The sequence below is a fragment of the Chryseobacterium tructae genome (genome assembly GCF_030409875.1).
In the GTDB taxonomy this organism is placed as follows: domain Bacteria; phylum Bacteroidota; class Bacteroidia; order Flavobacteriales; family Weeksellaceae; genus Chryseobacterium; species Chryseobacterium tructae.
This window is the reverse complement of sequence record NZ_JAUFQR010000001.1, coordinates 1,953,456-1,977,280: the sequence shown is the minus strand read 5'-3', so window position 1 is coordinate 1,977,280 and position 23,825 is coordinate 1,953,456. Positions and strand designations below refer to the sequence as shown.

The window sequence follows — 23,825 nt, the reverse complement described above, 5'->3', positions numbered from 1 at the left end:
TTCAGGAATTTACAAAGTTTACAATAAAAAAGTTTCTATTCCATTTTAAGTTCTTGTTTTCTTTTGCGAATAAAATCTGTTGGTCTTAATCCATTGACTTCGTAAAATAGATCTGAAAAATGCTGGCGAGTCGAAATACCCGATTCTTCAGCGAGAGCTTCAATCGTATACAAAAGGTATTTCCTCTCCGAATTTAGTAATTGTGTGATATAGGAAATTCTAAGCCTATTGATATAAGTTTTAAAATTTTCACCTTTATTTTCATTGATAAAAGTTGAAAGATAAGAGGTATTAGTATTCATTTTTGTAGCTAATATTCCTAATGTCAATCCCCTTTGCTTAAATCCGTTTTCAATTTCAAATTGCTGAAGTTTTTGATCCAATTCTTTATAAAGTTCTTCAGGGAGCCCAGTTTTTACAGAATTATCAATAACATCCTGTTTATCAATAATTAACATATCATATTGTTTATTATTTAGTCTGTCCTGCAGTAGCAGATACTTCAATTTTATATGTTGTTCCTTTTGATACTTCAAAAGGAATAGACAGAGAAAGAATATGGTTGATACAATAAATACAAGCATGTACATCATCCGGCGCCAACTCATTTTCTCCAATCTGTTTTTGCCTTCAGTGAGTAATCTTTCATCATACTCCCTGTGTATTTTTGAAGATAAGTAGGTGAAGTCTTTGCCGATAAGCTTGTCAACCTTCAATAGCTGCTTCGTATAATACAGCTGCTTTTCCTGATCGCCTTTCTCTGAATAGTACATTATAAGATCTTCATATGCTGGTCTTACTTCAGGAAGGATAAATGTATGTCGGTTGAAAATAGAATCAACCTTCTCAAGATAATAAATACCCTTATTTTCATTACTCACCATATGGTTCTTTCCCAGATAATAATAAATAACAGATAACCAGGAAAAATCATTTGATTTTACAATCTCTTCTAAAGCTGCATTTAAATCATGTATACTTCCAGCGTAATTTTTATGGTGATACGCCGAAATGCCACGGCATTTTAACAGATAGTTTTTTTCCAGTAAAAATCTATCCTGATCAGCAAGTTGCAGTAAAGCATTTTCAACAAGGACGTCTGCCATATCATATTCCTTAAGGTTTCGATAACAGATCACCATTTGATGAATAGAATTATAATAGCCTCTTTTAAAATTGAATAACGTATTTGGATGGCTTTTTTCTTTACTCTTTTTTTCAAAAAAGGCACTGCATTGTTTAAACAACTCTAAAGCTTCCTGATAAAATCCCAAATAACTTTTTACAACCCCCAGGTGATATATGATTTTTTGATGTAAATACTCATCCTTACCATTTTTAGAATATTCATAAGCTTTCAGATACTCTGCCAGGGCAGGTTCATATTTTTTAAGGTTAAAGTAATAAAAGATTCCTTTACCTAAATAGGCATCACCGATAAGTTCCGGCTGCTTTGACCTCAATGCTGCATAGATAGTACTGTCTGAATAGGAAAGTTTTCCTTCATTGGACGGAGTGAAATATACGGCAAACTTATAAGCTTCCGAAAGCCTTGCAAAATCAGAATCCTTCTTTGCTTTTGATATATAAATCCTTAAATACCTGAAAGCTGTCGAGTCATTCTTTTTAAGATTTTCGTATTGACTTCTGAGCCAAACATAATCATTCCTGTTTTCCTCTGCATGGAAATCAGTGATGGAAAAAAACAGCAACAATGTTATCATGATACATTTTGAGGCCATCATAGTGATTAGTTTTTAGCTGAAAGAGTCAAATTTAGCCAAAAAAAGACAACTAAAGCCAGATAACTAATTAAATCACAATAATATGTAATATTTACTATCAATCATTCATCAATAAAGAGATTTTACAAAATTCTAACCGTCATCATTTATAAATGATGACGTCTTGTTTTGAAAAGCTGATCCAATATCAGTTTTTTATAGACTGGTTTCCAAATACCTTTGGTTTAAGAATTCTAATAAATACCCCTGACCGGTTGGGAATAACTTAAATCAATATTAATATGAAAAAGAATATTCCTCAGATCATTTTAATCTTAGCAGTAAGTGCAATAGCTTTAAGCTGCAGACAGAACGATATAATGGATGAACCAGAATCACAGATCATCCATAATCCTGAAAACAGGAAAAATTTTTCCAAAAAAAATCAGGATACAATACTAAAAGACATAAATCCGGCAGCAGATCCACCAATAAAGGATACTCACGATTGGCGGATAACTGAAAATAATCCTTAAAATATTAAAATATGATTCCCCACCACTTATCCCTTATCTGTAAAACAGGCTTACCATGTCCTAGAAGTGGAATTTGGGAAAGTATGGGGAATTTCAAAACCACCTGTCCAATTTCTAAAGGTTCCAAAATGCCGGATTACTGTGGAGAGAAAATAAAGTGGATCCTGATAAGAGCAATATAAATTAAAACTTACATCATGAAGATATCAACAACGTCCATCAGCATCATAAGCTACTTCTTTGTTTTGTTGTTTGTGTATGCTGCCGTGAGCAAAATACTTGATTTTGAAAACTTTCAGGTCCAGATTGCACAATCACCATTATTGAGTAGCTATGCAGGTATCACTTCATATGCCGTGATTATTGCAGAACTTGTGATATGCATTTCTCTAATACTACCAAAATATCGTTTATACGGTTTATATAGTTCGCTTGGACTCATGACCTCATTTACTACCTATATTTATCTCATTATTCATTATAGTGAATTTATACCCTGCTCCTGTGGAGGTATTCTCGAAAAACTAGATTGGAATGAGCACCTTATTTTTAACATAGGCTGTGTTATCATTGCTATCATAGGCATTTTTCTTTCTGTTAAACTAAAACAAAGAATTTTAACAACATCTTTATGGACTATCTCTCTGATCATCCTTAGCTTTTCGCTGGTAATGATCCTCTTCTTTTCCTCCGAACAGATGATAAAGAAAAATAACAATTTCATAAGGCGTTTTTCCCATCATCCAATTTTACAGGATAAGAATCTCGATTTAAAGGCTAATTCTTATTATTTTGCTGGTACCAGTAACGGAAAGTAATACTCGGTAACTATATCAGCCCGCTCACCATCACTGAGATTGATTCCACTTTCACTACTTTCACCCAACATACCCTTACGCTGGATTATTATGACCACCAATTTAAGTCTTTAACGCTTTATATCCGTGATTCCCATTTTTACCTTGCCGACGGAAGCGTTCCTGTCATTTATCGTGGGAATCTCAATAATCTTTCTGCAAAAACCCTGATTTACAAAAAGATGTATTTTGACCAGCTACAAATATTGGACTCTACTCATATAGCATTCAGAACCTTTAATCCAAATATCAAAGTGCGTTCTTTAGGGATATTACAATCAATTTCCGGCAATTATCATCTGAATAACAACATCATCAAAAAACAAAAGGACGGTCTATTTGATACAGACGGTCAGCTAATTGCAGACAGTTATACTAATACCTATTATTACATCTACTTCTACCGTAATAAGATCATTACGATAAAAACTCCTGACAATTATTTTTCAGAGCAAAACACCATTGATACCACCAATATTGCAAAAGTTCAAAGTACTATTCTTTCCAATGGAAAAAGATGACTGCTCCGCCCATTGTAGTAAACAAGATGGCAACGGCGTGTAAAGGGATCTTATTTAACCAATCTAATCTTATGGGAAACTATGAAAATCGAGACCAGTGGAAGACCAATGCTATTATTGATATGTATAACACCAGAAATAAAAGTTATAGTGGAAGTTTTTATGTACAAAACCGCAGCAACCATAAAATGTCCGGAATGCTGGCAACATCAAAGTATTTCTATTCACTTATAGGTAATGAAATTGTCCGCTATCGTTATGCGCAGACCATTACGGACGATTTCAAAAAAGGGGAAGCCGAAAACCTTAGATCAGAGTAGGCAAAACGACAAATCCAATCTTATGAAAAAGTTTATTCTGCCTGTCGCCATTGTGATGATAGGCGCAACATCTGCTCTTGCGAGCAATGTCAGCAAAAGCAACACCAAAATCCCTGCGACAGGATACGTATTCCGCCCTGCGGCAGCTATTAAATGTGTCAATGCTCATGTTCAATGTGACACATCAGGGAATGTTATGTGTACCGCAGATCTCGGAAATGGACCTGAACAACTCTATCAGAGAATCAGTGATACTTCATGTCCCAATGCACTTTTTGTAAAACCATAATTTAAAAAGGATGCCCGAAAGGCATCCTTTATTTGCTAATTAATTATATTCTCCATATCCATTCATCCAATCAGCTTTTATCTCATCTTTAAGGTGATATTCAAACCACTGCTCTACTCTTCGGGCGATATCTATTTTATTGGACCGCTTCAGGAATCCATGAGCTTCATCCTGATAAAACAAGGCGACGACTTCTTTTTTATTTCTTTTCAATCCAATATAAAACTCCATGACCTGATTCCAGTCTATATTTCTGTCATTGACTCCTGTCCATAAGAAAATAGGCGCACTGATTTCGGATACACTATAGATCGGGCTGTTCTGAATATACAGTTCCTTATAGTCCTTAAAACTTCCAGGCATTTTATACTGTCCATTTTCAAACTGCCAGTAAAAAGGCCTCAGGAAATTGTAATTATATGAAAAATAAGATCGTACCAAATCACTGTTTCCAGCTCCTGAGGCATAGGCTTTAAACCGGTCTGAATGGGTGGCTATAAAATTAGTCTCATATCCTCCATGGGAATACCCTATGAGTCCCAGTCTTTTAAAATCAATGGACTTCAATCCAGATACAGCATCGAGAGCCCTGTTCACACAATCCAGAGCCGAGAATCCAGTCCCTCTTTTGTCAAAAACAATATCAGGAAGAAACACAAAATACCCACCCTCAAGATAAGAACGTATGTTCAGACCCTCCGTACGTTCGAAAAACCCATCTCGCAGATACTGATTACCAAAGTGGCTTTGTTTCGCATAGACAATAGTGATCATGGGGTAACGCTTTAGATCTGTGAAATCCAAAGGGTAATACAAAATACCGGTAAGGTCTACTCCTTCAGAACTTTTATAGCTTATCCTCTCACTACGAATCCTTCCAACCTCCATGTCCTCCCGGTTGCTTTTATAAATGATTTTTGCTTTCGAGCCGTTAAATACTTTAATATAGGCAGGAACATTGTAATCCTCAATACAAGCCTCCAGCAGGATGCCATTCTTATGTTCTATTTTATCAATCCGTTCTCTTGTAGGAGCCTGCAGCATTACCCTTTTCCCGGATTGACAAGAATACGAAAGGATGGCAGTTTGATCATTCTTTTTATCATACATTTTTATAATCAGGGGCTCCTTACTATTATATAGATTCTGGCCTCCATTAGGATAACCACTTATACCCTCTCCCTGAATTGGATTTACAATGGTAGAATGGAACCCATCCAGTAAGGAAATTTTCACCAAATCACCAGTATCTGTTTGATACCGCAACAACCCGCCCTCTGTTTCAAACAGGATATATTGATCATCTTCTGAGAAATAGGGATCTCCCGTATCCGCTATTTTCAACTCTTTTTCAGCCAGTGTATACAAATCATAAAGCACCCAATTATTGCCGGGATTAGACAGTATAAATCTTCCTGTAGATCCGTAATAGAGGATATACCCTCCCTTCCCGATATATTGCTGTTTTCCATTCCCTACTTCATAACGATACAAATCAAACTCAGGGTACTGGTGTACATAATCCTGATTTTTATAGTAATTATAACTGATAACATAAGTACTGTCTCCAATATTGATTTCTCCAGCGCTTTATCATCAGTATCCATTCTCAGACTGTGCAGCTTCGGATCCCAGACTGCTATTTCTTCCGACTCCCCACCATGAAACTTCAGTTCAAGTTTATGATCATCCGCATTCCATATGTCAGGATTACCGGGAAGCTTATCTGGATCATCACCATAGGTGAGCCTGACAAGAAAACGCTCTCCGGTTCCCAGCCGGGAAATTGTGGCCGCTTTAAAGTCCCGGCTCTTATCACTGCTCAGATGAAATGCCTCTTGGGTTTTGCTAATATAAACCAGATCCGTTTTTCCATTTTTTTCTGTAATCCATGCACTGCCCCCCTTGTCCGACCATCTGCAATCCAGTATTTTCTGATCAGTTGAATAGATTGCTTTTTCCGGCTTCCGCAGATCATACAGCATGTTTTTCCCGGCTTCCTTTTTCACAAAAAACACATCACTCCCATTTACAAAAAAGCTTGTAACATTTTTATAGCTGTCTGCCAGATCTCCCTCCTTCCAGATTTCCAGATCAGCCCCTGAAGATGAAGTTCCCCGTAATACCAACCATGTATTCTGAGACTTTACAAATTCTGAACTGACGATCTGATTCCAGCTTTTACTCACTCCTGAATTAAGATTAATCATTTCAGCACTGCCCTTTCTTATTAAAGAAGATTTGAACGGCCTGTAAAATGAAATTTGGTTACCCCTGCATACTGTTTCACGTTCTCAGGCTTTTTACGATCTACCAAAACAATGGTGTCCCTGCTTTCCTCATAGGTCTTCCGGAATGCGGTCCACTTTCCGTCGGGTGATGTTTCCGGAAACATTATCGTATACCGGAGATTGTGATACCTTGGATTAAACCTGTCTTTTTTAACCGTCTGGCTGATCGCGTCTATAGAAAAAAGCAGGATCATGATGTATAATAGTTTAATAGCCTTCATTCTGAGGATTTAAATTAGGATTGAGTAAGAGTTCATTAAGGGGTATGGGCCAAAGCCTGTGGTAAGGCTTCCAGTTAGATTTTAGGGCGGTAAGCTTCTGCAGCTTTCCCATTCTTTTCAGATCAAAGAACCGTTGTCCTTTCTCCGTAAAGAATTCCCGCCGCTTTTCCTCCAGGAGTTCATTAAGAAACATTTCCTGCGTTAGCCCTGCTGTAACAGCAGCAAGACCTGCTCTTTGTCTTATACGGTTAAGATAAACAGTGGCTTCTGCGAGTTTTCCCTGCCGGGCCATCGCTTCAGCCAGAATACAATATCCCTCTTCCAACCTGAAAAGAACCGAATACTCTGTCGTATTGGGGGCGAGGTTTTTATACTTATAGGCCCTGTTCCATGTCTTTCCGTTAAAACTCACAGGAAGTGTCCAGAACTGCTTTCTAAGGTCTGCATCAGAGAAAGAGGCCATAAGATCCGCGGAAAGCGCATAGGAAGAAGGTGCAGCATTGGTAAAATAATACTGCAAAGCCTCTGCGGTGCCATCATTTTCATTCTGAGGTTTCATCTGCCAAAGGATATGTTTCCCTGTATTTAAAAACACTTTCTTTACATCCTCCTCAAAACTATACATTGGGCTGTTGATCACCTCCTTCCCCATCTGTTCTGCCTCCGCCCACTTTTGTCGGGACAGATACACTTCAGCCAAAACCAGCTGTGCCACTTTACGGTTAGGATATAGCCTTTCTGTTGATGTATACTCATCATCCAGCATAGCTGCAGATTTCAGAAGGTCCTTTTCAAGGTGATCCAGCACCTGATTTTCCGGCATCCTCTGAAGGCTTTTATTGATTGTAAAATCAGTTGTTTCCGTGTAAGGTACATCTCCAAATAAACGCTGAAGATTAAAATAGATCATTGAACGCACCAAGAGAGCCGTTCCGGCAATACGCTGCCTGTCCTTCACCGGTATGGATGAAGACCTCTCCAGCCCCTCAACAATGGAGTTGGCGGTATAAATTTCTTTATAGGCATTGCGCCATATCAGTTCCACGCTGATATTCCCTGAAAGCTGCTGGTTATGATAAATATCCTGGGCTGCATTGATATTATTGATGAAGTAGGCATCCAGTTCATCAGTATAGCTTGATAAAAAGGCTGCGAGGCCGTTACTTCCTCCCGAAAACATGGAGTTATCCCTTATTTCTGCCATCAAATTAGCCAATGCAGCCTCTGCTGTGTGGGTATCTTCAAACACAGCAGCGGTATTGATCTGGTCCATGGGCAGATCAATTTCCACCAGTTTTTCACAACCGGACAGGAATATCAGAAAAATGAGTCCTGCCCCTATTATTCTATGAGTATTGTATTTCATGATTTGATATTTAAAAGTTAAACTGTATCCCAAAAGCAAAGGTTTTAAGCGGCGGAAGATATCCCGCTACACTGAACTCAGGGTCCAATCCAAAGTATTTAGTCCATGTCCAGAGATTTTGCCCCTGTACATAGAGTACTGCATCCTTAAAGAAACTGTCCCGCCCCTCTATTCTGTAATTAAGCTGCACGTTTTTAAGCCTGATGAAAGAGGCATCCCCTATGGCTGCCGTGCTATTTCTAAGATTCGCTGTCAGTCCGTTAACAGTTGCATTCCCACCTGCTGAGTAAGGCATTATCATTCCTCCTGGGTTATCCGCTGACCATACATTCAGAAAATCAACAGGCATATTGTTCATAGTGCCCGGTACGGCCATCCCCCGTATATAGTTCCAGTTTCTCTGTTTTACGAAATACAGCAGAAACGAAAGGCTTATATTTTTATAGGAGATCTGGTTCTGCCAGCCTCCGTAATATTTCATGCCTATGTTTTCTATGGCCTGTGCATCTGCCGGGGCTGTTATCTTCCCGTCTCCATTAAAGTCTTTGAAGCTGTACTGGCCCGTAACCGGATCAATCCCCTCATACTCAAACACCCGTACCATTGAGGTGGGATACCCTACCTTATAAGTATTGGCATAGGTAGAACCTTCCAGTCCCGGAAATGCGATCAGCTTGTTTTCCGGAATACTCAGATTAAATCCGGTTTCCCATCTTACAAGAGCTGATCTCAAAACATTGACATTAAGCGACAGCTCCCAGCCTCTGTTTTCAACGGTAGCACCAAGGTTGGCCGTCACATTTGAGAAACCTGTTATAGATGGCAGGGGAATTCCTACCAGCTGATCCGTTGAACGGTTCCTGTAGAAAGCTGTGGTCAACATGATCCTGTCCTTTAGAAATCCCAGCTCAAGAGCTGTTTCCAGCTTTCTTGTCTTTTCCCAGCTATAAGCAGGGTTATAAAGCCTTGACGGATAAAGCCCTGTTACCTCGTCATAATTCGAGTCCCCTATCGTGTAGGTATTCAAAAACTGGTAATCCCCTATAAAATCACTTCCTGTGACCCCATAGCTTGCCCGTACCTTCCCTGAGCTCAGCCATTTCCATGAGCTAAACATCGGTTCTTTTGTAAATAACCAGGCAAGACCCGCCGCTCCAAATCCGCGATCCTGTTCGAAGGCCCAAACCTGCTTGATGCATCACGCCGTCCGGTTATATTCAGTATATACCGATCTTTCCATTTATAATTGATTCGGGCATAGATGGCCGCATATTTATAGGGATTCACTACTTGATTGGAGATGATCTTCGTTGAAGCAGCCCCAATGTTTCCAATAAGGGCATTGCTTGCAAAACCTACCCCTGTCATTGAAGACAGTTTTGTTGTTGTCTGCTGAAAAGAAGTTCCTATCAGAATATCAAGCTCATGATGTCCTAGCTTTTTCGCCCATGAAAGCTGAGGTTCTATGATATAGGAGAACATGGTATTGCTGCTCTTGGAAGCAGAGGAATTTGCTGAAGTCATTCCATAAGAAGGATTGTACATGCTACTGGGCTGTAAGGAAAGCTCTTCCAGATTCTGATAATTAACCCCGCCATTGGCTTTCAATACAAAGTCTTTCCAAACCGGTATGACAGATTCACATTGGAGTTCCATTGCAATACTTTATTCGAATAGGTACTCTCCAAAGCCGCTAATGGATTGGTAAAGGTATTGTTCTCCCAGTTCAGGCTCCCACCTGCTGTATAAAGCGCCGGAGCATTGGGACTCAGGCTTAGTGCTTTTAATGTAAGATCTGTATTGACGACATTATTGGAAAGTGATGAAAACATATTGGAAGCCTCTATCCTGAATCTTTTATCCACCGAGCTGTGACTGAATGAGGAATTCAATATATTGGTCTTATAGTGAAAGTCACCGGGAAATACCATTGTCTGGTCATTGTGGGAAAAGCTTACTAAAAAACTGCTATTTTCTGTCCCGCCACTAAGGCTTGCCTGAGTGGTGCTTCCTGCCGCTGTCTTCCCTATCAGTTCCTTCTGCCAATTGGTATACCTGCTCTGATTCCATACTCCATTGACATCATATGCATTGGCAGGAAATCCCGATATTCCATCATTCATATAGGCCTCTCTGCGCATAGCAAGATACTGCTCTGTATCCATCATTTTCATACGGCTTCCCACACTGCTTATGCTGTATGCAGTACTGATCATCCCGCCCAGTCTCCCTTTCTTTCCTTTTTTAGTTGTCACCAGCACCACCCCATTAGCTCCCCTCGATCCATAAATAGCTGTTGCATCTGCATCTTTAAGGATTTCAATACTCTCTATATCATTAGGGCTGATGGCATTCAGCGGACTGATATTCTTCAGTGGAATTACCCCCACCGAAAAAGCTGAGTTCAACTGCCCTCCTACGGGAACTCCATCAATTACGTAAAGAGGCTGATTGCCATCCACCACACTATTGGTCAGATTCCGCAAACTGTTCTACCCCGGATCTGGATATCGTACCCGCCTCCTGCCACTCCCGAGCTTTGGGTAATGCTTACTCCTGTCACTCTTCCCTGTACTGCTGACAGGACATTGGTTACGGGCTGATTTCCGATCTCCTTAGCTCCCACCCTTGCAATACTTCCTGTACTCTCCTTCTCTTTCACTTTATAATACCCCGCATTCAGCACGATCTCTCCAATTCCTGTTACCTGGGTTTTATCAAAAGACGTATCTTCAGAATTCCCGCTAAGGGTAACGTTAATTATCTTCTTTCCCTGCGTATTATTTTCACCGATACGATTTCCCTCACCCACACCATCGCTATCTTCCAGTTTCACCTTTTTAAGCGGATACTCATCATACCTGAATACCAGTACCGGATTTTTACCGGTAACCTTTATTGTATAGCCACCTGCACTACCCGTTACAACTTTCTGATCCGTTCCTTCCTGAAATACTGAAACCCCGATTAAAGCACCTGATTTCCCTATGACGGTACCTGAAATCTCACGTACCTGTCCTATTGCTGAACAAGACATCAGCAATACCAGCCCAAAAGCCATTTGAACATGACTCAGGCTGCAAAAGTTTTTTTTCATACTTTTGAATAAGTTTAATTTATTAGACAATGCTCTTTCCTGCCAAGCGGTCAACTTTTATGGAAAGGGCTTTTTCATTTTCCTATGGTTTTATTTTTCTATTTTTTTGTCTTTACTTCCTGCTGTTAAATTGTCCTTTCTATTTCCTTTTATTTCGTTTCTTATTCTTTCCCCCTCCATTCTTACGCTTCTGAATTCCTCTCTGAAGAATAATATATGCCGCATCAAGCATTCTATTCAAATGGATATAAGGTCCAACCAGATTCCCTTCCGGCCCATATCTATAGACTCTAAGTGAGTAATAGACAATTCCGGAAATAAAGTAATCAAACTCCCGAACATTATATTCCTCAAAAGCTCTTTCAAAAACCAAGAGTGGATTTTCATATTCTTCGTGAGACAGAGCACCCATCATTAGTAATGAGCCCACTCCTTCCCCTTCCTTCACTTTCCATTTCCCTGCCTTCCTGCTTATCCTATCACCTTCATGGATCAATAAGCGCAGTGATTCATAAAACTTCAAAACGACAGAAGGTTCTTCCTTCAACCAGTCTTTCCCATTTACCGCATATTGCATTATGAAACTGAGCATCCCTTTCACTGCAATTAGATCGTTACTCTGAAAGAATTCCTCAATACCCTGTAGATTACCTCCCTTCATCCTACCCGATTCAACAGCCATTTCTTTATTTTTCAATGTTTTTTAGTGTAAATACCCATTTCAAAAACCATGTAGGAGGAACCCAGGACAAAGCATAAAGCCCCTCCTTACAAGGTCAAATATGAATATGAATGAAATCTGTGTTCCCGTGAAAGCCCTAAAGCCGCAATGGATTGTACACCCCATTGTACCGTATCAGTATACCTCTATTTTGTAAAGCGGCTTAGAATAAAAAGATAATTGTAGAAAAGCAGAACTGCATTAAAAAAACGGCATGGGACTCTACATTATCCAAACTGAGGTACTGGTATACCGTGCAACAGATAAGAGAGCCCACGCCTAGGTCGTGAGCTTCCTGCTTATCGTCTCGTTGCTTTAAAGTACCAGTTTCAGTTAGAGATTCTAAGCAATAGCTTCTAATATTTCGTTGAAGTATCGCAAAGTTACATTTATTGTAACCTATTTTACAAATATATTGATTTAATTTAATATATGGTAATATATTACCATGAATTTTCTATTCAAAAATCCAAAATTGCTTTTTAATAGTTAAATTATGGATAGCAAAGAAGTTTTAAGATTATTTATGCTAGAGTTCTCAGAAAATTTAAAAAGGATTCGTGCTGCCAAGTACAATTCGATGGATGAAGTAGCACAAAATTCGACATTTGATTCAAGTAATTATAATAAGTTTGAAAATGGTAAAGGTAATCCCACAATAGAAACAATGTTAAAAATGTCTTCAGCTTTTGGTATTTCACCAAAAGAACTTTTTGACTTTGATTTCGATATAAAGAAATATAAAATCGATGAGTGATAAAAATCATCAAGATAAAAATATTGTACTCTTCAAGCGTTAGGTAGTTAACAATCATTAGTGATTAATCTACATTTATAAAAAACAATTTTAATTTAATGATACCATTTCATAAATATCCTGATTTTTATCCTGATTTGATTAGCGAAATGCTTTTATTTTTTTGTAATTACAAAATTGAGGGAAATACCAGAATTATAGAACCACGTAAGGTTTTTGAATTTTGCACATATTACCAAGATAAGTTTAAACCTACAGAATTTCCACAACCTATTTTCATTGCAAAAATTTGTGAAATACTTACTGAAAATCACGTACTGAATTTAAATAGAAAGGGATATGGTCCTCCAAGTGAAGATATGTACTACTTTATGCCATTTGATGTAGAAGAAACTCTTGCTAATTTGAGGGTTGCGCTTTCAAAAGATATTATCAATATAACATATAATTCTCTAGTATTTGGTTCTCATATGTTAATAAATATGCCTCTAACAAAGTACAACCATTACTAAATATAACTGAAAATGGAGACCAGTCTATAGGCACTACATTTAATTATCATAATGGTATAGCCACTGCTAAACATTGTTTTGACGGAGCAAGAAAGATTGCAATAAAGAATGTTTCTAAAGAAGAATTAAAAGAATCTACATTTTATGTCCACAAAAAAAAGGAAATTGATTTAGTATTTATTCAATTTAATGATAACCATCTACAATTTTCAGAAACATTTTTAATGTCCGGTAAGGGAGAGACTCTTGACAAAGTACTTGCAATTGGATTTCCAAATGTTCCAGGTTTTCATTCGTTTCAAACAAGTGAAGTTGCTACTATATCTTCAAGATACACGCCTTCAGTAGGAACTGTTGCTGCAATAGCGCAAGATTTTTGGTTAAAGGAAAATCTCATGTTAATAACAGCAAAAATTAGAGCTGGTAACAGTGGAGGACCTGTAATTAATAATAAGGGAGAAATTATTGGCATTTCATCATATTTACCAACTGGCGAAGGTAATTATGATAATTTAGGATATGGAACAGTGATACCTGTTGAATTTTTAGATTCAATCATTAAAGAAAATTTTTCTGAATTTGACAAATCAGGAATTGAATTTATTGATTTTCCTTTATTATGATTCAAAGCTTTCATCTACTGATTAATAAAATTTTCGATAATTAATGGTGCGTCTGCTAAACTAGTAATTAAATTGTTACCTACAATTTGGTTAAATACTATATAATTTATTTAATCCAAAAATACGCTCCTACCACGCAATCTATTTACTTAAAAATTATTTTTTAACTGCCATGTTTTTTATTTCTTCATTTGTATCATTTTTTGAGATTTTAGTCGCAATTATAATAGTTCGACGCTTGGCGAAAGTTGGGATTTTCATCATAGATGTTGATGTGCGGAACCAAACTTTGATTAACCATAAAAACTGTATGCGGACAATGAACCACCACTTTTGTCAAATGCCTGTAGCGGTAGGTTTTCTTGCAAAGCTAAAAAGGTTCTGTTCCATTGTCAATATAGTGATGTCTGTCCGGAAATACTCTCAAAGCAAAGTCTGTTATTTCATTGAAAAATGTCTCAACAATTTTGATACTGTCGAGGCAGGCTTGGTGCGAAATAATTATTCTCTCGTTGTCATCAATTTCAAATGATTTGTTTCTACAAATAAAATTCTCGATTGTCTTTCTTTTTCCAAAGTCTGAAACAAGTCCGCAGTTATGAACTAATGAATTTCTAATCTCATAAAGTCCAACAATGTCTTGCCAAAGTATTCCTTGAAAGTCGAAGTCAGACTGCAATAGTTTGGAAGTAAATGTCTTGAATTTGTCAAGCAAGTCACCTTTAAAATTATTGTAACCTATTGATAATTTTTTATGTTTCCTAAAGTCTTCACAGTATGTATCGATTTCGGCTTCCAATAAAATAACTATCGATATAATAATTGATTTTCTTAAAATTTCTCCTTGTGTGTGCTCGAAATGATAACTTAAATTCTCTAGTGTCTCGCTATCCAAACCCTGCATTCTGTCAGATTGAAGGTTTATGTGAGTGATTTCAATAAAATTGTGAACTTCTTTAAGATATATTTTCAGTTCGTCAAGTTGCATATCAATTCCAACAGCATTGCCGAAAAAATTATTATTTGCCTTTTCTCCTTCAGTCCATTCATCCATTTTTAGTGTATTCATTTAATTTGAGATATGTTTTTTATTCTGTGTTGACTTTTAAATAAATGCATTTCGTCAATTCAAACTATATGATATTCGCAAGCCATTCTATTAATATAAATTTTTACTTTGATAAATATTAAGACAAAAATACATACCTATTACGCAATCTATTTGCGTAAATATTATTTTTTAATTCCCATTTTTTTACTTCTTCATTAGTATAACTGTCAAGAATCTTAGCGTAGCGGTAAAAGGTTACAATAAGAACACATTTTGATATTTTTTTTCTCCATTGAATCGTTTTTTGAGAATAATATTTTATACACTTAATATATATGCACCTACCTTATCTATCGGCATCCAATTTATTTCAATTCCTTGTTTTTTTGTTAATAAGAAATTTTTAAAATCATCTTTTAATGAGTTGTAGTTAGATATAGTAATATCTGCAATGTCGTATTTTTCTATTTTACAACCATTGTAAATGGTTATACCTTTTGTTGAAGTTGAAGTTGAAGTTGAAGACGAAAACAATACATTTAACATTTTTATAGCAAAATACTGTATATAACTATTATGCAAAAAGGTAGTATGAACAAAATCATTTGCCCAAGAATTTAGTAGTGTAATAGTTTTTATTTCGAAAGGTAATTTAATTCTTGATATATCTTTTTTACATTCTTCATCTATAAAATCCCAGGCAATTTGAGTAAACTTTTTTACTGGTTGATTATTATGTGTTATAGAGTAATAGCCTACAATATTTTTTCCAAAAATTTCAAGCAACTGTCTTATTTGAAACATCACATTTGGTTTTAAATCTCTTAAATATAAATCTTCAATATTACTAAACTCTTCAATAAAAAAAAGAGTTCTTGCTGCAGAATAAATGTCAGTTGGACTTAAATCAGTTCTTCTCCAACGCTTAAGTGAAATACTTGACACTAATTTTTACAATTTACTTCATAATTAGCTATTAACCATTCCAAATCAGTTATTAAACTTGATAATGTATGTTCGTAAATAGAAATATTATCTTTTGTAATTTTACTATTTAAATGTTCTACATAATCTTTTGACACATAAATACTTTTAATTAGATATTCTTTCCAATGTTGTTGATTTTTTGATGTTAACACAAATAAGGTTTCCGCAATTTTATCATTTGTATATTTTTTTTTAAGAATAGAATCACAGTAGGTTGTATACCAGTCAAAAAAACTTTTTACCGCTTGATAATAGTTATTCTTTAATTGGGAATCACTTTTTTTTCTAATGTATTCAGTCTTTGTAAGACATAGTTTACTTAATTGAGGAATATCCAAAACATTATTATTTTCGGCGGAATTATATTTAATCATGATTATCGTTTTGTGAGATTGATTATATAAAATATTATTCAATTATCTCCAGGAATTTCGTAAACGTCATAGAATCCTACTTTTCTCTTACCTGATTTATTAGTAATAAAAATTTCTTTTGCTTTTTTATTTTTGATTTCTTCCATGTTTGATATAAAAGGATCAAAAACATATGATCTCATATAACCTAAATTAAATTCTTTATCATGCACATTTACTTTTACTTCAGTATTTGCTCCAAAAAACATTATATGCTCTTCTTTATTAATATTCAAAAATCCTTTATCAAAACTTTCATCAAGAATAGCCCTTAGTGGTGGTAGTGGCAGTTCAACAAAAGTATTTTCCGCCTTCGCTATTATAGATTCAAGTGTGTGATAGTTATTTTCGTTAATGTCGTTTCTACTTATGTCCTTAAATCTTATCATGTGCAAAGTTTCAACTTTGCATAACTTTACTTCCAGCCTTCCTGTGAAGCCTGCCATACCCCCGTATTTCTCATAGCCGGAGAATAGCCTGCTGTGCCGTCTGCATTTATTATTCCAATCAGTGCATTTTCAAATTTTCTGGTTGAGCAGGGCAGCATTTTTTTATCTACAAAAACTTCAATAATATTCGTGGTTTCATGCAAAACAATCTGCGAAGAAGACCGCTCTGTACATCCTGCTACCCTTCCTTCATAAAAACTGATCACAAATTTTCTGTACGGAGCATTTCCTACTATGGAATAGTAAATTTCAGAGGAATCGCCGGCAGAAAAAACAAGGTCTTGATACCCCCCCAAAATAGAATTTTTAGCAAGTCCCGGATCAGGATTCGGCCATTGTACATTAGGATAATTAATATTCCCTATCTAATCAGTATTAAAAGTAATCATTCCATTAGAACCTATGACAACAGCCTCAAAGTGCTGATAAAAAAAAACAAAACTTAAAAGGAAGATCCAGTTTGAGTGCACATAAATCATCATAATTTGCATTAACAGGAGTTCCCTGATTTAGACCAATTGGTGAGTTATAGGCAACTTAAGCCACTTCATAACTGCTTGTGCTTTTCAATACAGGATATTGCACATGAAGAGACAGACAGCCCTTGGCGTCTAAATCTTTACTATAGCTTACATTCAAGTTTTCGCTTCCTAATTGATCTTTCACCTTTACATCTCCCGGACTCTGAGAAAATATAAAAACAAAAAATAATAATAAATACAATTGTAAAAATTTCATCATTTATTTAGCGTATTTAAAAAGTAATAAAGAAAGATACTAGTAACCAGAAATGAATATTGTATACCTTTTATACAACCACAAGTGATAAAGAAACGATAGGTCACACATCCAATACAAAAAAGTAAATAAAGCTCTTGCTTAAAGAGAACATCTAAAGAACTATATTAAAAAAAAGTAATTATTGAAATAATAACCGCTATTAGGCGGTTATTATTTTTACCAGATGTTGATTCTTTCTTCTGGGGCTTTGTATAATCTGTCTCCTTTTTTCACATCGAATGCTTTGTAAAAAGCATCAACGTTGATTAGAGGAGCAAAACTTCTGAAGTATCCTGGAGAGTGCGAGTCAGTTTTCACCTGATCAATCATATATTTCTCACTTGATAACGTTCTCCAGACCGTTGCCCAGCTTAGGAAAAATCTCTGATCCTGAGTAAATCCACTGATTTTCCCTGGGTTTCCTTTATCTTTTAAATACATCTGAAGAGCATCATAAGCCATGTTCACTCCTCCTAAGTCAGCAATATTTTCTCCATTTGTGAAAGTACCGTTTACAAACGTTCCTTTAACCGGCTCGTATTTGTCGTACTGGGAGGCAAGTGCTTTGGTTGCTTTTTCGAAGTTTGCCTTATCTTCAGGAGCCCACCAATCTACAAGATTACCTTCTGCATCAAACTGTGCTCCTGAATCATCAAATCCATGGCTCATTTCGTGTCCGATAACAGCACCAATTCCTCCAAAATTCACCGCTGCATCAGCTTTAGGATTGAAGAATGGTGGCTGAAGGATTGCAGCTGGGAATACGATTTCGTTATATACCGGGTTGTAATAAGCATTTACAGTCTGTGGTGTCATGCCCCACTCTGTTTTATCAACCGTTTTTCCGATTTTAGCCAATTCCCTGTTGTATTGCCACTCCGCGATATTTTGAAAGTTTTTGTATAATGTACCTCTTTTTGCTTCAGAAATGATATCTAGTTTTGAATAATCTTTCCATTTGTCCGGATAAGCTACTTTTATTATGAATTTGTTCAGTTTCTGTCTTGCTTTCTCTTTGGTTGTAGATGACATCCAAGTCAGGTTATTAATGTGAACAGCAAAACTTTTCTTTAAGTAATCAATCATTTCTGCCATCTGGGCTTTAGCTTCAGCCGGGAAGTATTTGTCAACATATAATTTACCGAAAGCTTCTCCAAGAGTATCGTTGATTAATTCAAATCCTCTTTTGTTCAAGGATCTTTGCTCCTGCTGGCCTCTTAGGTATTTACCATAGAATGCAAACTTCATATCTCCTAATTTTTCACTTAGGTAAGAAGCGCTTCCGTTAATCATGTGGAATTTCAAATAATCCTTAATGATTGGAAGATTCTGAGCATTGACCAGTTTATTGAAAGTTTTATAGTAATTCAATTCTCCAATAATCACTCTGTCTGTATTTACCCCTACTTTTTTAAGATAGGCAGGAATATCCACTTCTTTTACCAAAACTGAAAGTTCAGCCATTGTTTGAGGATTATACCGAAGGGTATTGTCACGGCTCTGCTCATTTGTCAGGTATGTTTTTGCAATACTTTTTTCATAATCGATAATTCCTCTTGCTACTGCATCTGCATTTTTATACCCTAATTCCGTCAACATTGAAGCTACATATTTGTGATATTCAGCAATAGTTTCTGTATTTGTTTCATTTACTTTCTGGTAGTAGTCTCTTCCTAATCCTAGAGCTGCACCTCCTAGGTAAACAGCATTCATATTAGAATCTTTCAGGTCAGCATCTACTCCCCATCCGTAGAAAACGTTTTCTCCTTCTTTTGTTACAGAAACTATATAGTTCTGAAGATCAATCATGTTTTTGATAGCATCAATTTTACTCAAATTTTCCTGAATGGGTTTAATACCGTCAGTATTTCTCTTTTGCATATTCATGTAAGAAGCGTATAGATCCTGAATTTTTTTTCCTTCACTTCCGTCTGCAAACTTATCTTTCAAAATAGAGTTCAGGATAGTCATGGAATTGTTATCTGTATCCTCAGCTAATTTATTGAAGCTTCCCCAAGTCGCTTTATCAGATGGAATTTTTGCTGTTTTCATCCATGTCCCATTCACATAGTTATAAAAATCATCCTGAGGGCGTACCGAAGTATCCATTAAGCTAAGATCTAATCCTTTGTCTGTATTGTTCATTGCTATTTTAGCAGCTTTGGTTTGTGCACTCATCGTAGTCTGAATGCAGATCCCTGTTATCAATAATAAGGATAATGTTATTTTTCTCATATTTATTTAAGATTAAATATATTTAAATCATTTTAACAGATAATTGTGTAATTTTTAGCATTAATTTTTATCAAAAATACAATTTCGTGAATTTGATTCAAAAAAAAAAAACTAACAATACTTAATACAAGCCTAACATTGCCTAATACCTTTCTAAATATTAGGATTAATTAAGATTATCAACATTTTACAAGGGTGTTAAAATCAATCTCTGACGGCTAATGTGCTTGTAATTATATATCTTAAACAAATATTTTATCTGCATGTATTTCCTAATCTGCAGATCTATTTAAAAAGTAAGCCATAAAAATTGTTGATTTCGTTTCTGAACCTAACTTTACCAAACAATTTCTGGAATCAACTTTTATTGCAAAACTTCCCAGCATATTTTCTTATTATATTCCAGAGTATGGATATATAATCTCCCATTTCATAGATCACAGAGTGTAAAAAATTAAATACTTATGACAATCGTACAGATATGTACTAACTCTAGAGAATCAAGCCTGAAACATTTCGTTTATACGATGTATGAATGATCATGTTCAATCGAGTTACGGAGATTGCTATTATTTTAGGAGGCAGCAAAGGAAATAATAGATGAGAATCTTTTCTATAAACAGTTTCTTAATCTGAATCTGCTGCACAAAGGAGAAGTAAAAAGATTATGTATGTAGAATAGTTCGGCTTCACGTCTATCTAAACCTCTTCTATACTGCAAAAAGCTGTAAAGAATATACTTTACAGCCTTTATTTCAATTTGTATTTTTAGAATCTTCACAAGTGTGAACATCTCAAAACGAAAATTTAATCGGTTCTGGATAGGGTAAGATCGTTGTTTGCTGTAATTAAAATTTCCAACAGTAAATTCAGTAACCACTATTAGTCCAACTCTGCAAATACACACCAATTCCTACTAAATTATGTTTTAAAGCCAAACAAAGGGTAACCTTTCTTTTTGTGATGATAAATGAATGAGTTGGAAAATATATTTATTTTAAAACTCATTCATTTTTAAATTACTTACCTTGATAAATTTTTATTCCTGAACCTTGGTAAATGTTTTTACCAGTCGCTTCATTCGATCTCTGCTGAATGAATTCCTGATTTCTACCATTTTCATCTGAATCATTTTGTGTATTTTGTGTATTTTGTGAAGCACAGCCTACTGATAATACCATCAAAAGGTATAATATTAAAGTTTTCATAATAAATATATTTTTTTATTTCCTAATTTTAAATTATTCTATACCTTTTATTATTGTATAGATTTTCTATTTCTTAATATAACATCTCAAATCCTCTCCTATTCAGGAAAAATCGCACTAAATAGAGAGGCTAATTAAGTTATAATCCTACTGGTTGATTTGTGGCACTTCCAGTATTTGCTCCTCCTAAGTTAAAAGTGGCCTGAGGTAATGATTTTATAGAAGAGTTATTAATTATAAGACAATTTATTGTCCAAGTTCCATTATTAGAGCTAGCTCCACCATTATAATCTGCTGATAATCTCCATGTATTATTTGATTGAAAAGCATAGACATTAACAGGATTATAAAAGGATTTTCCTAGAGATGTTGTAGATGAAATAAGCTCTTGTTGATTAAAACTATATCCAACAATAACTAATGTATAATCAACTGTTGAAATTTTTGTGTCAAAATTATTAACCCAGTCTTTATTAACATTTGATAAATTATATGTCATATAATTGAAGGCAAATGTATTTCCGCTCGAAGAAATTATAGATTTTACTTCTCCAGTGGTATTATCTCTTACCAATGTACTGAGATTATTAGAACTACTAGCTGAATTAACTTTTCCAATTCTTAAATTACCCTCAATATCCAATTTTGTATTTGGGTTTAAAACTCCAACCCCTACGTTTCCATTATCTTTAATTACAAAATCTGTAAGTGGGTTTCTAACTGTTCCTTGGGAGGTTGTTCCTATCTTTACCATACCATTTTCTGGATCATCTACGAATGCATCTGTAGTTGGGTCTCCTGACCCTTCCATTTTCATCCATTTTGTACCGTTATGATAATAATAACCAATTGTTTTTACATCTTTAGTATCATTAATTTGGTTGGCTGCAGCTGGGGCCGTAGTGACATAGATTATCGCTCCTAACTGATCCATACCATAAATCGCATTTTTTGCAAAAAGCTCATCCCCAGTCAATCGAGGAGCGATAAAACCATCTGGACTGTTTGGATCAGAAAGTTTAGCCACAACGTCCAATGAAGCTTTGGGATTACTGGTATTAATACCAACCTGAGAATAAGCAGAAATTGACATTATTAACAATACGTTACATATAATTTTGTTTTTCATCTTTTAAAAATTTTAACAAAAGTATATGGAACACAATCATTGGTAATAAAAAAACACCCCACAATATCTAACACCTCATCTCACAAGACTTAATCATAAGCACCTAAATGCTGATTTTCAATTATTTAAATAAAAACCCATTTACAGATTCCCATATATAAGCTCTGTTATTTGTAATAATATCCAATCTTCAAAATAAGTTTAAGCAGGGAACTATAAATTTACTGATCTTTGGAATTAATAGTATTAATCCATTTATAGAGATCAGTCTCAGGTAATAAATTCAGTTTTTTTCTTATCCTATATTTTCTATTATCCACAGCACCAATAGATACTTTTTTATAAGTAGCTATTTCTTTAGTCTGAATATTAAGCTTAAGATAAGCGCACATCTCCAAATCTGCAGAGGTCAGCTCCGGAAATTTTAAAAGCTCCTTGTGTAAATCTGTAAATATTTCCTGAAACATAATTAGAAACTGTTTGTCATTACTTTTGGCTAACATTAATAACAATGCAATCTGATCTTCATCGATTTGTTTTTTTCCATAGTCCTCTATTGCATCAAACTTTCCTATAGAGCTTTTAGCCTTATTTTTGCGGTATATATAAAAAAAGATTGCACAAATCAAAACAATTGATAGTATTAAAAACAGGGGCAAAAAACCGACACCTGACTTCTTCTGTTTACTGATTAGCTTAATATCCTCCTTCCCTTGCATTACCAAAGCTTTTTTATGGATTCCAGATAAACTGTCAGTCAACACTTTACTTCTCTCCAAATAGTAAAGCTCTTTTTTAGTATCTCCTTTTTTCTTATAATATTTTACCAAGTTTTCAAAGATGGCTATATTAACTTCCGGAGCATTAAACTTTTGGGCTAAGTCCAATGCTTTATTATAATATTCTAAAGCCTGATCATCATAACCATTTTTAAATTTTATAACTCCAATGTCATTATAATAAGATGCTAATGGCCTTTTATCGTGATAATTCATAAACAATTTTTCACCTATATTAAAATATTTATCACCATATGTGGCATTCCCTTCTTCCATATATATATTCCCTAACAATAGGGCAGACTGGCCAGCAATAAATTTTCTTTGGAGTATTTTTTCAGATATTTGTATCGCTGCATTATAGCTCTGTTTCCCAAAAAACAGTATTGAGTCTTTATAAGCTGCAGTTTTAAACTCTTTATCTAATGCTCTTGAATATAATACAAGAGCATTAAAGGTCATTGATCTAAGAGCATTCATAGAATCTTTGTCCCGTATCATATCAGACATTTTGAGTGCCTTCGAAAAATACGTACGGGAATCAGAATAATTTCCCGCCTGCAATAAAGCTTGGCCTTTACAGTCTAACAGTTGAGTATAATTAACATAATCCTTCAATTGTTCAGCTAAAATAATTCCTTCACCAACAGCCTTTAAACATTTATGAGTATCGTTTTTGTTTATATAAGTAACAGCCAAACTTACTAATGAAATAAGCATTCCCTTCTTATGGCCTATTTCTTTGGACATGTCATAAAGCTCATTATAGAGTATAATCAATTGTTTTTCTTCAAATTCATTTGTAGCCTCCCGCCCTTTAAGCTGTTTAATCCTATCCTCTACTATTTGGGTCTGCAAATTTTGGGTAAAAGAAAAAATGGGAATAAGAAGATAAATAAGGAAATAGAATCTCATGTTTTTATAAATTTAATTTATATAGATAGTTTGATCTGAAATTT

29 protein-coding genes are annotated in these 23,825 nt (G+C 35.3%); 9 read left to right on the top strand and 20 right to left on the bottom strand.

The features are described 5' to 3' along the window. Window positions 1-35 precede the first annotated feature (35 nt). The gene (locus tag QWZ06_RS09755) at window positions 36-1,745 is read right to left on the bottom strand and encodes a helix-turn-helix domain-containing protein (protein WP_290297589.1); all 1,710 of its coding nucleotides are present in this window, start codon (window positions 1,743-1,745) and stop codon (window positions 36-38) included. 281 nt (window positions 1,746-2,026) lie between these two features. Between QWZ06_RS09755 and QWZ06_RS09750 the strand changes: the two genes are divergently transcribed. From QWZ06_RS09750 to QWZ06_RS09725, 6 genes are all read left to right on the top strand, one after another. Continuing rightward, window positions 2,027-2,260: a hypothetical protein gene (locus tag QWZ06_RS09750; RefSeq protein WP_290297587.1), complete on the top strand. Its 234-nt coding sequence runs from the start codon at window positions 2,027-2,029 to the stop codon at window positions 2,258-2,260. Between the two features lie 11 nt (window positions 2,261-2,271). Further along, window positions 2,272-2,442: a hypothetical protein gene (locus QWZ06_RS09745; protein ID WP_164464497.1), complete on the top strand. Its 171-nt coding sequence runs from the start codon at window positions 2,272-2,274 to the stop codon at window positions 2,440-2,442. A 15-nt stretch (window positions 2,443-2,457) separates the two neighbouring features. Next, the gene (locus QWZ06_RS09740) at window positions 2,458-3,078 is read left to right on the top strand and encodes a MauE/DoxX family redox-associated membrane protein (protein ID WP_290297583.1); all 621 of its coding nucleotides are present in this window, start codon (window positions 2,458-2,460) and stop codon (window positions 3,076-3,078) included. Between the two features lie 221 nt (window positions 3,079-3,299). Continuing rightward, on the top strand, window positions 3,300-3,638 hold the full coding sequence (locus QWZ06_RS09735; protein WP_290297580.1) for a hypothetical protein: 339 nt from the start codon (window positions 3,300-3,302) through the stop codon (window positions 3,636-3,638). Beyond that, window positions 3,635-3,958 (top strand): hypothetical protein, encoded by a 324-nt coding sequence (locus tag QWZ06_RS09730; protein WP_290297578.1) that lies wholly within the window; start codon window positions 3,635-3,637, stop codon window positions 3,956-3,958. Before QWZ06_RS09735 ends, QWZ06_RS09730 begins: the two co-directional genes overlap by 4 nt. Before the next feature lie 22 nt (window positions 3,959-3,980). Next, the gene (locus QWZ06_RS09725; protein WP_123911698.1) at window positions 3,981-4,247 is read left to right on the top strand and encodes a DUF6520 family protein; all 267 of its coding nucleotides are present in this window, start codon (window positions 3,981-3,983) and stop codon (window positions 4,245-4,247) included. 39 nt (window positions 4,248-4,286) lie between these two features. On the opposite strand, the gene QWZ06_RS09720 is transcribed toward QWZ06_RS09725, so the two are convergent. From QWZ06_RS09720 to QWZ06_RS09695, 9 genes are all read right to left on the bottom strand, one after another. Further along, entirely contained in the window at window positions 4,287-5,741 is a 1,455-nt protein-coding gene (locus QWZ06_RS09720; protein WP_290297572.1) for an alpha/beta hydrolase family protein, read from the bottom strand. Continuing rightward, window positions 5,723-6,457: a hypothetical protein gene (locus QWZ06_RS09715; protein WP_290297570.1), complete on the bottom strand. Its 735-nt coding sequence runs from the start codon at window positions 6,455-6,457 to the stop codon at window positions 5,723-5,725. The genes QWZ06_RS09720 and QWZ06_RS09715 overlap by 19 nt, the downstream gene beginning before the upstream one ends. Window positions 6,458-6,477: 20 nt before the next feature. After that, window positions 6,478-6,759, bottom strand: a complete 282-nt coding sequence (locus tag QWZ06_RS09710) for a hypothetical protein (RefSeq protein WP_290297568.1) — start codon at window positions 6,757-6,759, stop codon at window positions 6,478-6,480. Continuing rightward, entirely contained in the window at window positions 6,746-8,125 is a 1,380-nt protein-coding gene (locus QWZ06_RS09705) for a RagB/SusD family nutrient uptake outer membrane protein (protein ID WP_290297566.1), read from the bottom strand. The genes QWZ06_RS09710 and QWZ06_RS09705 overlap by 14 nt, the downstream gene beginning before the upstream one ends. Window positions 8,126-8,135: 10 nt before the next feature. Continuing rightward, complete coding sequence (locus QWZ06_RS27800) at window positions 8,136-9,242, bottom strand: SusC/RagA family TonB-linked outer membrane protein (protein ID WP_353959951.1); 1,107 nt, start codon at window positions 9,240-9,242, stop codon at window positions 8,136-8,138. After that, a complete protein-coding gene (locus QWZ06_RS27795; RefSeq protein WP_353959950.1) occupies window positions 9,218-9,781 on the bottom strand; it encodes a hypothetical protein in 564 nt (187 codons plus the stop codon). The genes QWZ06_RS27800 and QWZ06_RS27795 overlap by 25 nt, the downstream gene beginning before the upstream one ends. Beyond that, window positions 9,730-10,611: a TonB-dependent receptor plug domain-containing protein gene (locus tag QWZ06_RS27790; RefSeq protein ID WP_353959949.1), complete on the bottom strand. Its 882-nt coding sequence runs from the start codon at window positions 10,609-10,611 to the stop codon at window positions 9,730-9,732. Before QWZ06_RS27790 ends, QWZ06_RS27795 begins: the two co-directional genes overlap by 52 nt. After that, window positions 10,599-11,222 (bottom strand): TonB-dependent receptor plug domain-containing protein, encoded by a 624-nt coding sequence (locus QWZ06_RS27785; protein WP_353959948.1) that lies wholly within the window; start codon window positions 11,220-11,222, stop codon window positions 10,599-10,601. Before QWZ06_RS27785 ends, QWZ06_RS27790 begins: the two co-directional genes overlap by 13 nt. A gap of 139 nt (window positions 11,223-11,361) precedes the next feature. After that, the gene (locus tag QWZ06_RS09695; protein ID WP_290297563.1) at window positions 11,362-11,919 is read right to left on the bottom strand and encodes a hypothetical protein; all 558 of its coding nucleotides are present in this window, start codon (window positions 11,917-11,919) and stop codon (window positions 11,362-11,364) included. A gap of 520 nt (window positions 11,920-12,439) precedes the next feature. Between QWZ06_RS09695 and QWZ06_RS09690 the strand changes: the two genes are divergently transcribed. From QWZ06_RS09690 to QWZ06_RS09680, 3 genes are all read left to right on the top strand, one after another. Further along, window positions 12,440-12,700, top strand: a complete 261-nt coding sequence (locus QWZ06_RS09690; RefSeq protein WP_290297561.1) for a helix-turn-helix domain-containing protein — start codon at window positions 12,440-12,442, stop codon at window positions 12,698-12,700. Between the two features lie 98 nt (window positions 12,701-12,798). Next, entirely contained in the window at window positions 12,799-13,212 is a 414-nt protein-coding gene (locus tag QWZ06_RS09685) for a hypothetical protein (RefSeq protein ID WP_290297559.1), read from the top strand. Beyond that, a complete protein-coding gene (locus QWZ06_RS09680) occupies window positions 13,158-13,835 on the top strand; it encodes a S1 family peptidase (protein ID WP_353960010.1) in 678 nt (225 codons plus the stop codon). The genes QWZ06_RS09685 and QWZ06_RS09680 overlap by 55 nt, the downstream gene beginning before the upstream one ends. Before the next feature lie 370 nt (window positions 13,836-14,205). On the opposite strand, the gene QWZ06_RS09675 is transcribed toward QWZ06_RS09680, so the two are convergent. The 10 genes from QWZ06_RS09675 to QWZ06_RS09630 all read right to left on the bottom strand — a co-directional run bounded on the left by QWZ06_RS09675 (window position 14,206) and on the right by QWZ06_RS09630 (window position 23,616). Next, window positions 14,206-14,904 carry a hypothetical protein gene (locus QWZ06_RS09675; protein ID WP_290297558.1) on the bottom strand — a complete coding sequence of 233 codons (699 nt, stop codon included), beginning with the start codon at window positions 14,902-14,904 and terminating at the stop codon, window positions 14,206-14,208. 300 nt (window positions 14,905-15,204) lie between these two features. After that, window positions 15,205-15,831, bottom strand: a complete 627-nt coding sequence (locus QWZ06_RS09670) for a hypothetical protein (RefSeq protein ID WP_290297556.1) — start codon at window positions 15,829-15,831, stop codon at window positions 15,205-15,207. Further along, window positions 15,831-16,247: a hypothetical protein gene (locus tag QWZ06_RS09665; protein WP_290297555.1), complete on the bottom strand. Its 417-nt coding sequence runs from the start codon at window positions 16,245-16,247 to the stop codon at window positions 15,831-15,833. Before QWZ06_RS09665 ends, QWZ06_RS09670 begins: the two co-directional genes overlap by 1 nt. Window positions 16,248-16,285: 38 nt before the next feature. Next, window positions 16,286-16,732, bottom strand: coding sequence for a hypothetical protein (locus QWZ06_RS09660; protein ID WP_290297553.1), 447 nt, complete (start codon window positions 16,730-16,732; stop codon window positions 16,286-16,288). Beyond that, entirely contained in the window at window positions 16,702-17,031 is a 330-nt protein-coding gene (locus tag QWZ06_RS09655) for a hypothetical protein (RefSeq protein ID WP_290297552.1), read from the bottom strand. The genes QWZ06_RS09660 and QWZ06_RS09655 overlap by 31 nt, the downstream gene beginning before the upstream one ends. A gap of 241 nt (window positions 17,032-17,272) precedes the next feature. Then, window positions 17,273-17,476 (bottom strand): hypothetical protein, encoded by a 204-nt coding sequence (locus QWZ06_RS09650; protein ID WP_290297550.1) that lies wholly within the window; start codon window positions 17,474-17,476, stop codon window positions 17,273-17,275. 216 nt (window positions 17,477-17,692) lie between these two features. Then, window positions 17,693-19,750, bottom strand: coding sequence for a M13 family metallopeptidase (locus QWZ06_RS09645; protein WP_378170192.1), 2,058 nt, complete (start codon window positions 19,748-19,750; stop codon window positions 17,693-17,695). A 1,019-nt stretch (window positions 19,751-20,769) separates the two neighbouring features. Further along, a complete protein-coding gene (locus QWZ06_RS09640) occupies window positions 20,770-20,958 on the bottom strand; it encodes a hypothetical protein (RefSeq protein ID WP_290297549.1) in 189 nt (62 codons plus the stop codon). 139 nt (window positions 20,959-21,097) lie between these two features. Further along, window positions 21,098-22,087 (bottom strand): phage tail-like protein, encoded by a 990-nt coding sequence (locus QWZ06_RS09635; RefSeq protein ID WP_290297547.1) that lies wholly within the window; start codon window positions 22,085-22,087, stop codon window positions 21,098-21,100. Between the two features lie 221 nt (window positions 22,088-22,308). Then, window positions 22,309-23,616: a tetratricopeptide repeat protein gene (locus tag QWZ06_RS09630; RefSeq protein WP_290297546.1), complete on the bottom strand. Its 1,308-nt coding sequence runs from the start codon at window positions 23,614-23,616 to the stop codon at window positions 22,309-22,311. Window positions 23,617-23,825 lie beyond the last annotated feature (209 nt).

What these genes read in the sequence shown, in the direction of transcription:
- QWZ06_RS09755 (WP_290297589.1), bottom strand. Translation starts at nt 1,745, where the DNA reads ATGATGGCCTCAAAATGTATCATGATAACATTGTTGCTGTTTTTTTCC.
- QWZ06_RS09750 (WP_290297587.1), top strand. Translation starts at nt 2,027, where the DNA reads ATGAAAAAGAATATTCCTCAGATCATTTTAATCTTAGCAGTAAGTGCA.
- QWZ06_RS09745 (WP_164464497.1), top strand. Translation starts at nt 2,272, where the DNA reads ATGATTCCCCACCACTTATCCCTTATCTGTAAAACAGGCTTACCATGT.
- QWZ06_RS09740 (WP_290297583.1), top strand. Translation starts at nt 2,458, where the DNA reads ATGAAGATATCAACAACGTCCATCAGCATCATAAGCTACTTCTTTGTT.
- QWZ06_RS09735 (WP_290297580.1), top strand. Translation starts at nt 3,300, where the DNA reads ATGTATTTTGACCAGCTACAAATATTGGACTCTACTCATATAGCATTC.
- QWZ06_RS09730 (WP_290297578.1), top strand. Translation starts at nt 3,635, where the DNA reads ATGACTGCTCCGCCCATTGTAGTAAACAAGATGGCAACGGCGTGTAAA.
- QWZ06_RS09725 (WP_123911698.1), top strand. Translation starts at nt 3,981, where the DNA reads ATGAAAAAGTTTATTCTGCCTGTCGCCATTGTGATGATAGGCGCAACA.
- QWZ06_RS09715 (WP_290297570.1), bottom strand. Translation starts at nt 6,457, where the DNA reads ATGATTAATCTTAATTCAGGAGTGAGTAAAAGCTGGAATCAGATCGTC.
- QWZ06_RS09710 (WP_290297568.1), bottom strand. Translation starts at nt 6,759, where the DNA reads ATGAAGGCTATTAAACTATTATACATCATGATCCTGCTTTTTTCTATA.
- QWZ06_RS09705 (WP_290297566.1), bottom strand. Translation starts at nt 8,125, where the DNA reads ATGAAATACAATACTCATAGAATAATAGGGGCAGGACTCATTTTTCTG.
- QWZ06_RS27800 (WP_353959951.1), bottom strand. Translation starts at nt 9,242, where the DNA reads ATGTTTAGCTCATGGAAATGGCTGAGCTCAGGGAAGGTACGGGCAAGC.
- QWZ06_RS27795 (WP_353959950.1), bottom strand. Translation starts at nt 9,781, where the DNA reads ATGGAACTCCAATGTGAATCTGTCATACCGGTTTGGAAAGACTTTGTA.
- QWZ06_RS27785 (WP_353959948.1), bottom strand. Translation starts at nt 11,222, where the DNA reads ATGAAAAAAAACTTTTGCAGCCTGAGTCATGTTCAAATGGCTTTTGGG.
- QWZ06_RS09690 (WP_290297561.1), top strand. Translation starts at nt 12,440, where the DNA reads ATGGATAGCAAAGAAGTTTTAAGATTATTTATGCTAGAGTTCTCAGAA.
- QWZ06_RS09685 (WP_290297559.1), top strand. Translation starts at nt 12,799, where the DNA reads ATGATACCATTTCATAAATATCCTGATTTTTATCCTGATTTGATTAGC.
- QWZ06_RS09675 (WP_290297558.1), bottom strand. Translation starts at nt 14,904, where the DNA reads ATGAATACACTAAAAATGGATGAATGGACTGAAGGAGAAAAGGCAAAT.
- QWZ06_RS09665 (WP_290297555.1), bottom strand. Translation starts at nt 16,247, where the DNA reads ATGATTAAATATAATTCCGCCGAAAATAATAATGTTTTGGATATTCCT.
- QWZ06_RS09660 (WP_290297553.1), bottom strand. Translation starts at nt 16,732, where the DNA reads ATGGCAGGCTTCACAGGAAGGCTGGAAGTAAAGTTATGCAAAGTTGAA.
- QWZ06_RS09650 (WP_290297550.1), bottom strand. Translation starts at nt 17,476, where the DNA reads ATGATGAAATTTTTACAATTGTATTTATTATTATTTTTTGTTTTTATA.
- QWZ06_RS09645 (WP_378170192.1), bottom strand. Translation starts at nt 19,750, where the DNA reads ATGAGAAAAATAACATTATCCTTATTATTGATAACAGGGATCTGCATT.
- QWZ06_RS09640 (WP_290297549.1), bottom strand. Translation starts at nt 20,958, where the DNA reads ATGAAAACTTTAATATTATACCTTTTGATGGTATTATCAGTAGGCTGT.
- QWZ06_RS09635 (WP_290297547.1), bottom strand. Translation starts at nt 22,087, where the DNA reads ATGAAAAACAAAATTATATGTAACGTATTGTTAATAATGTCAATTTCT.
- QWZ06_RS09630 (WP_290297546.1), bottom strand. Translation starts at nt 23,616, where the DNA reads ATGTCCAAAGAAATAGGCCATAAGAAGGGAATGCTTATTTCATTAGTA.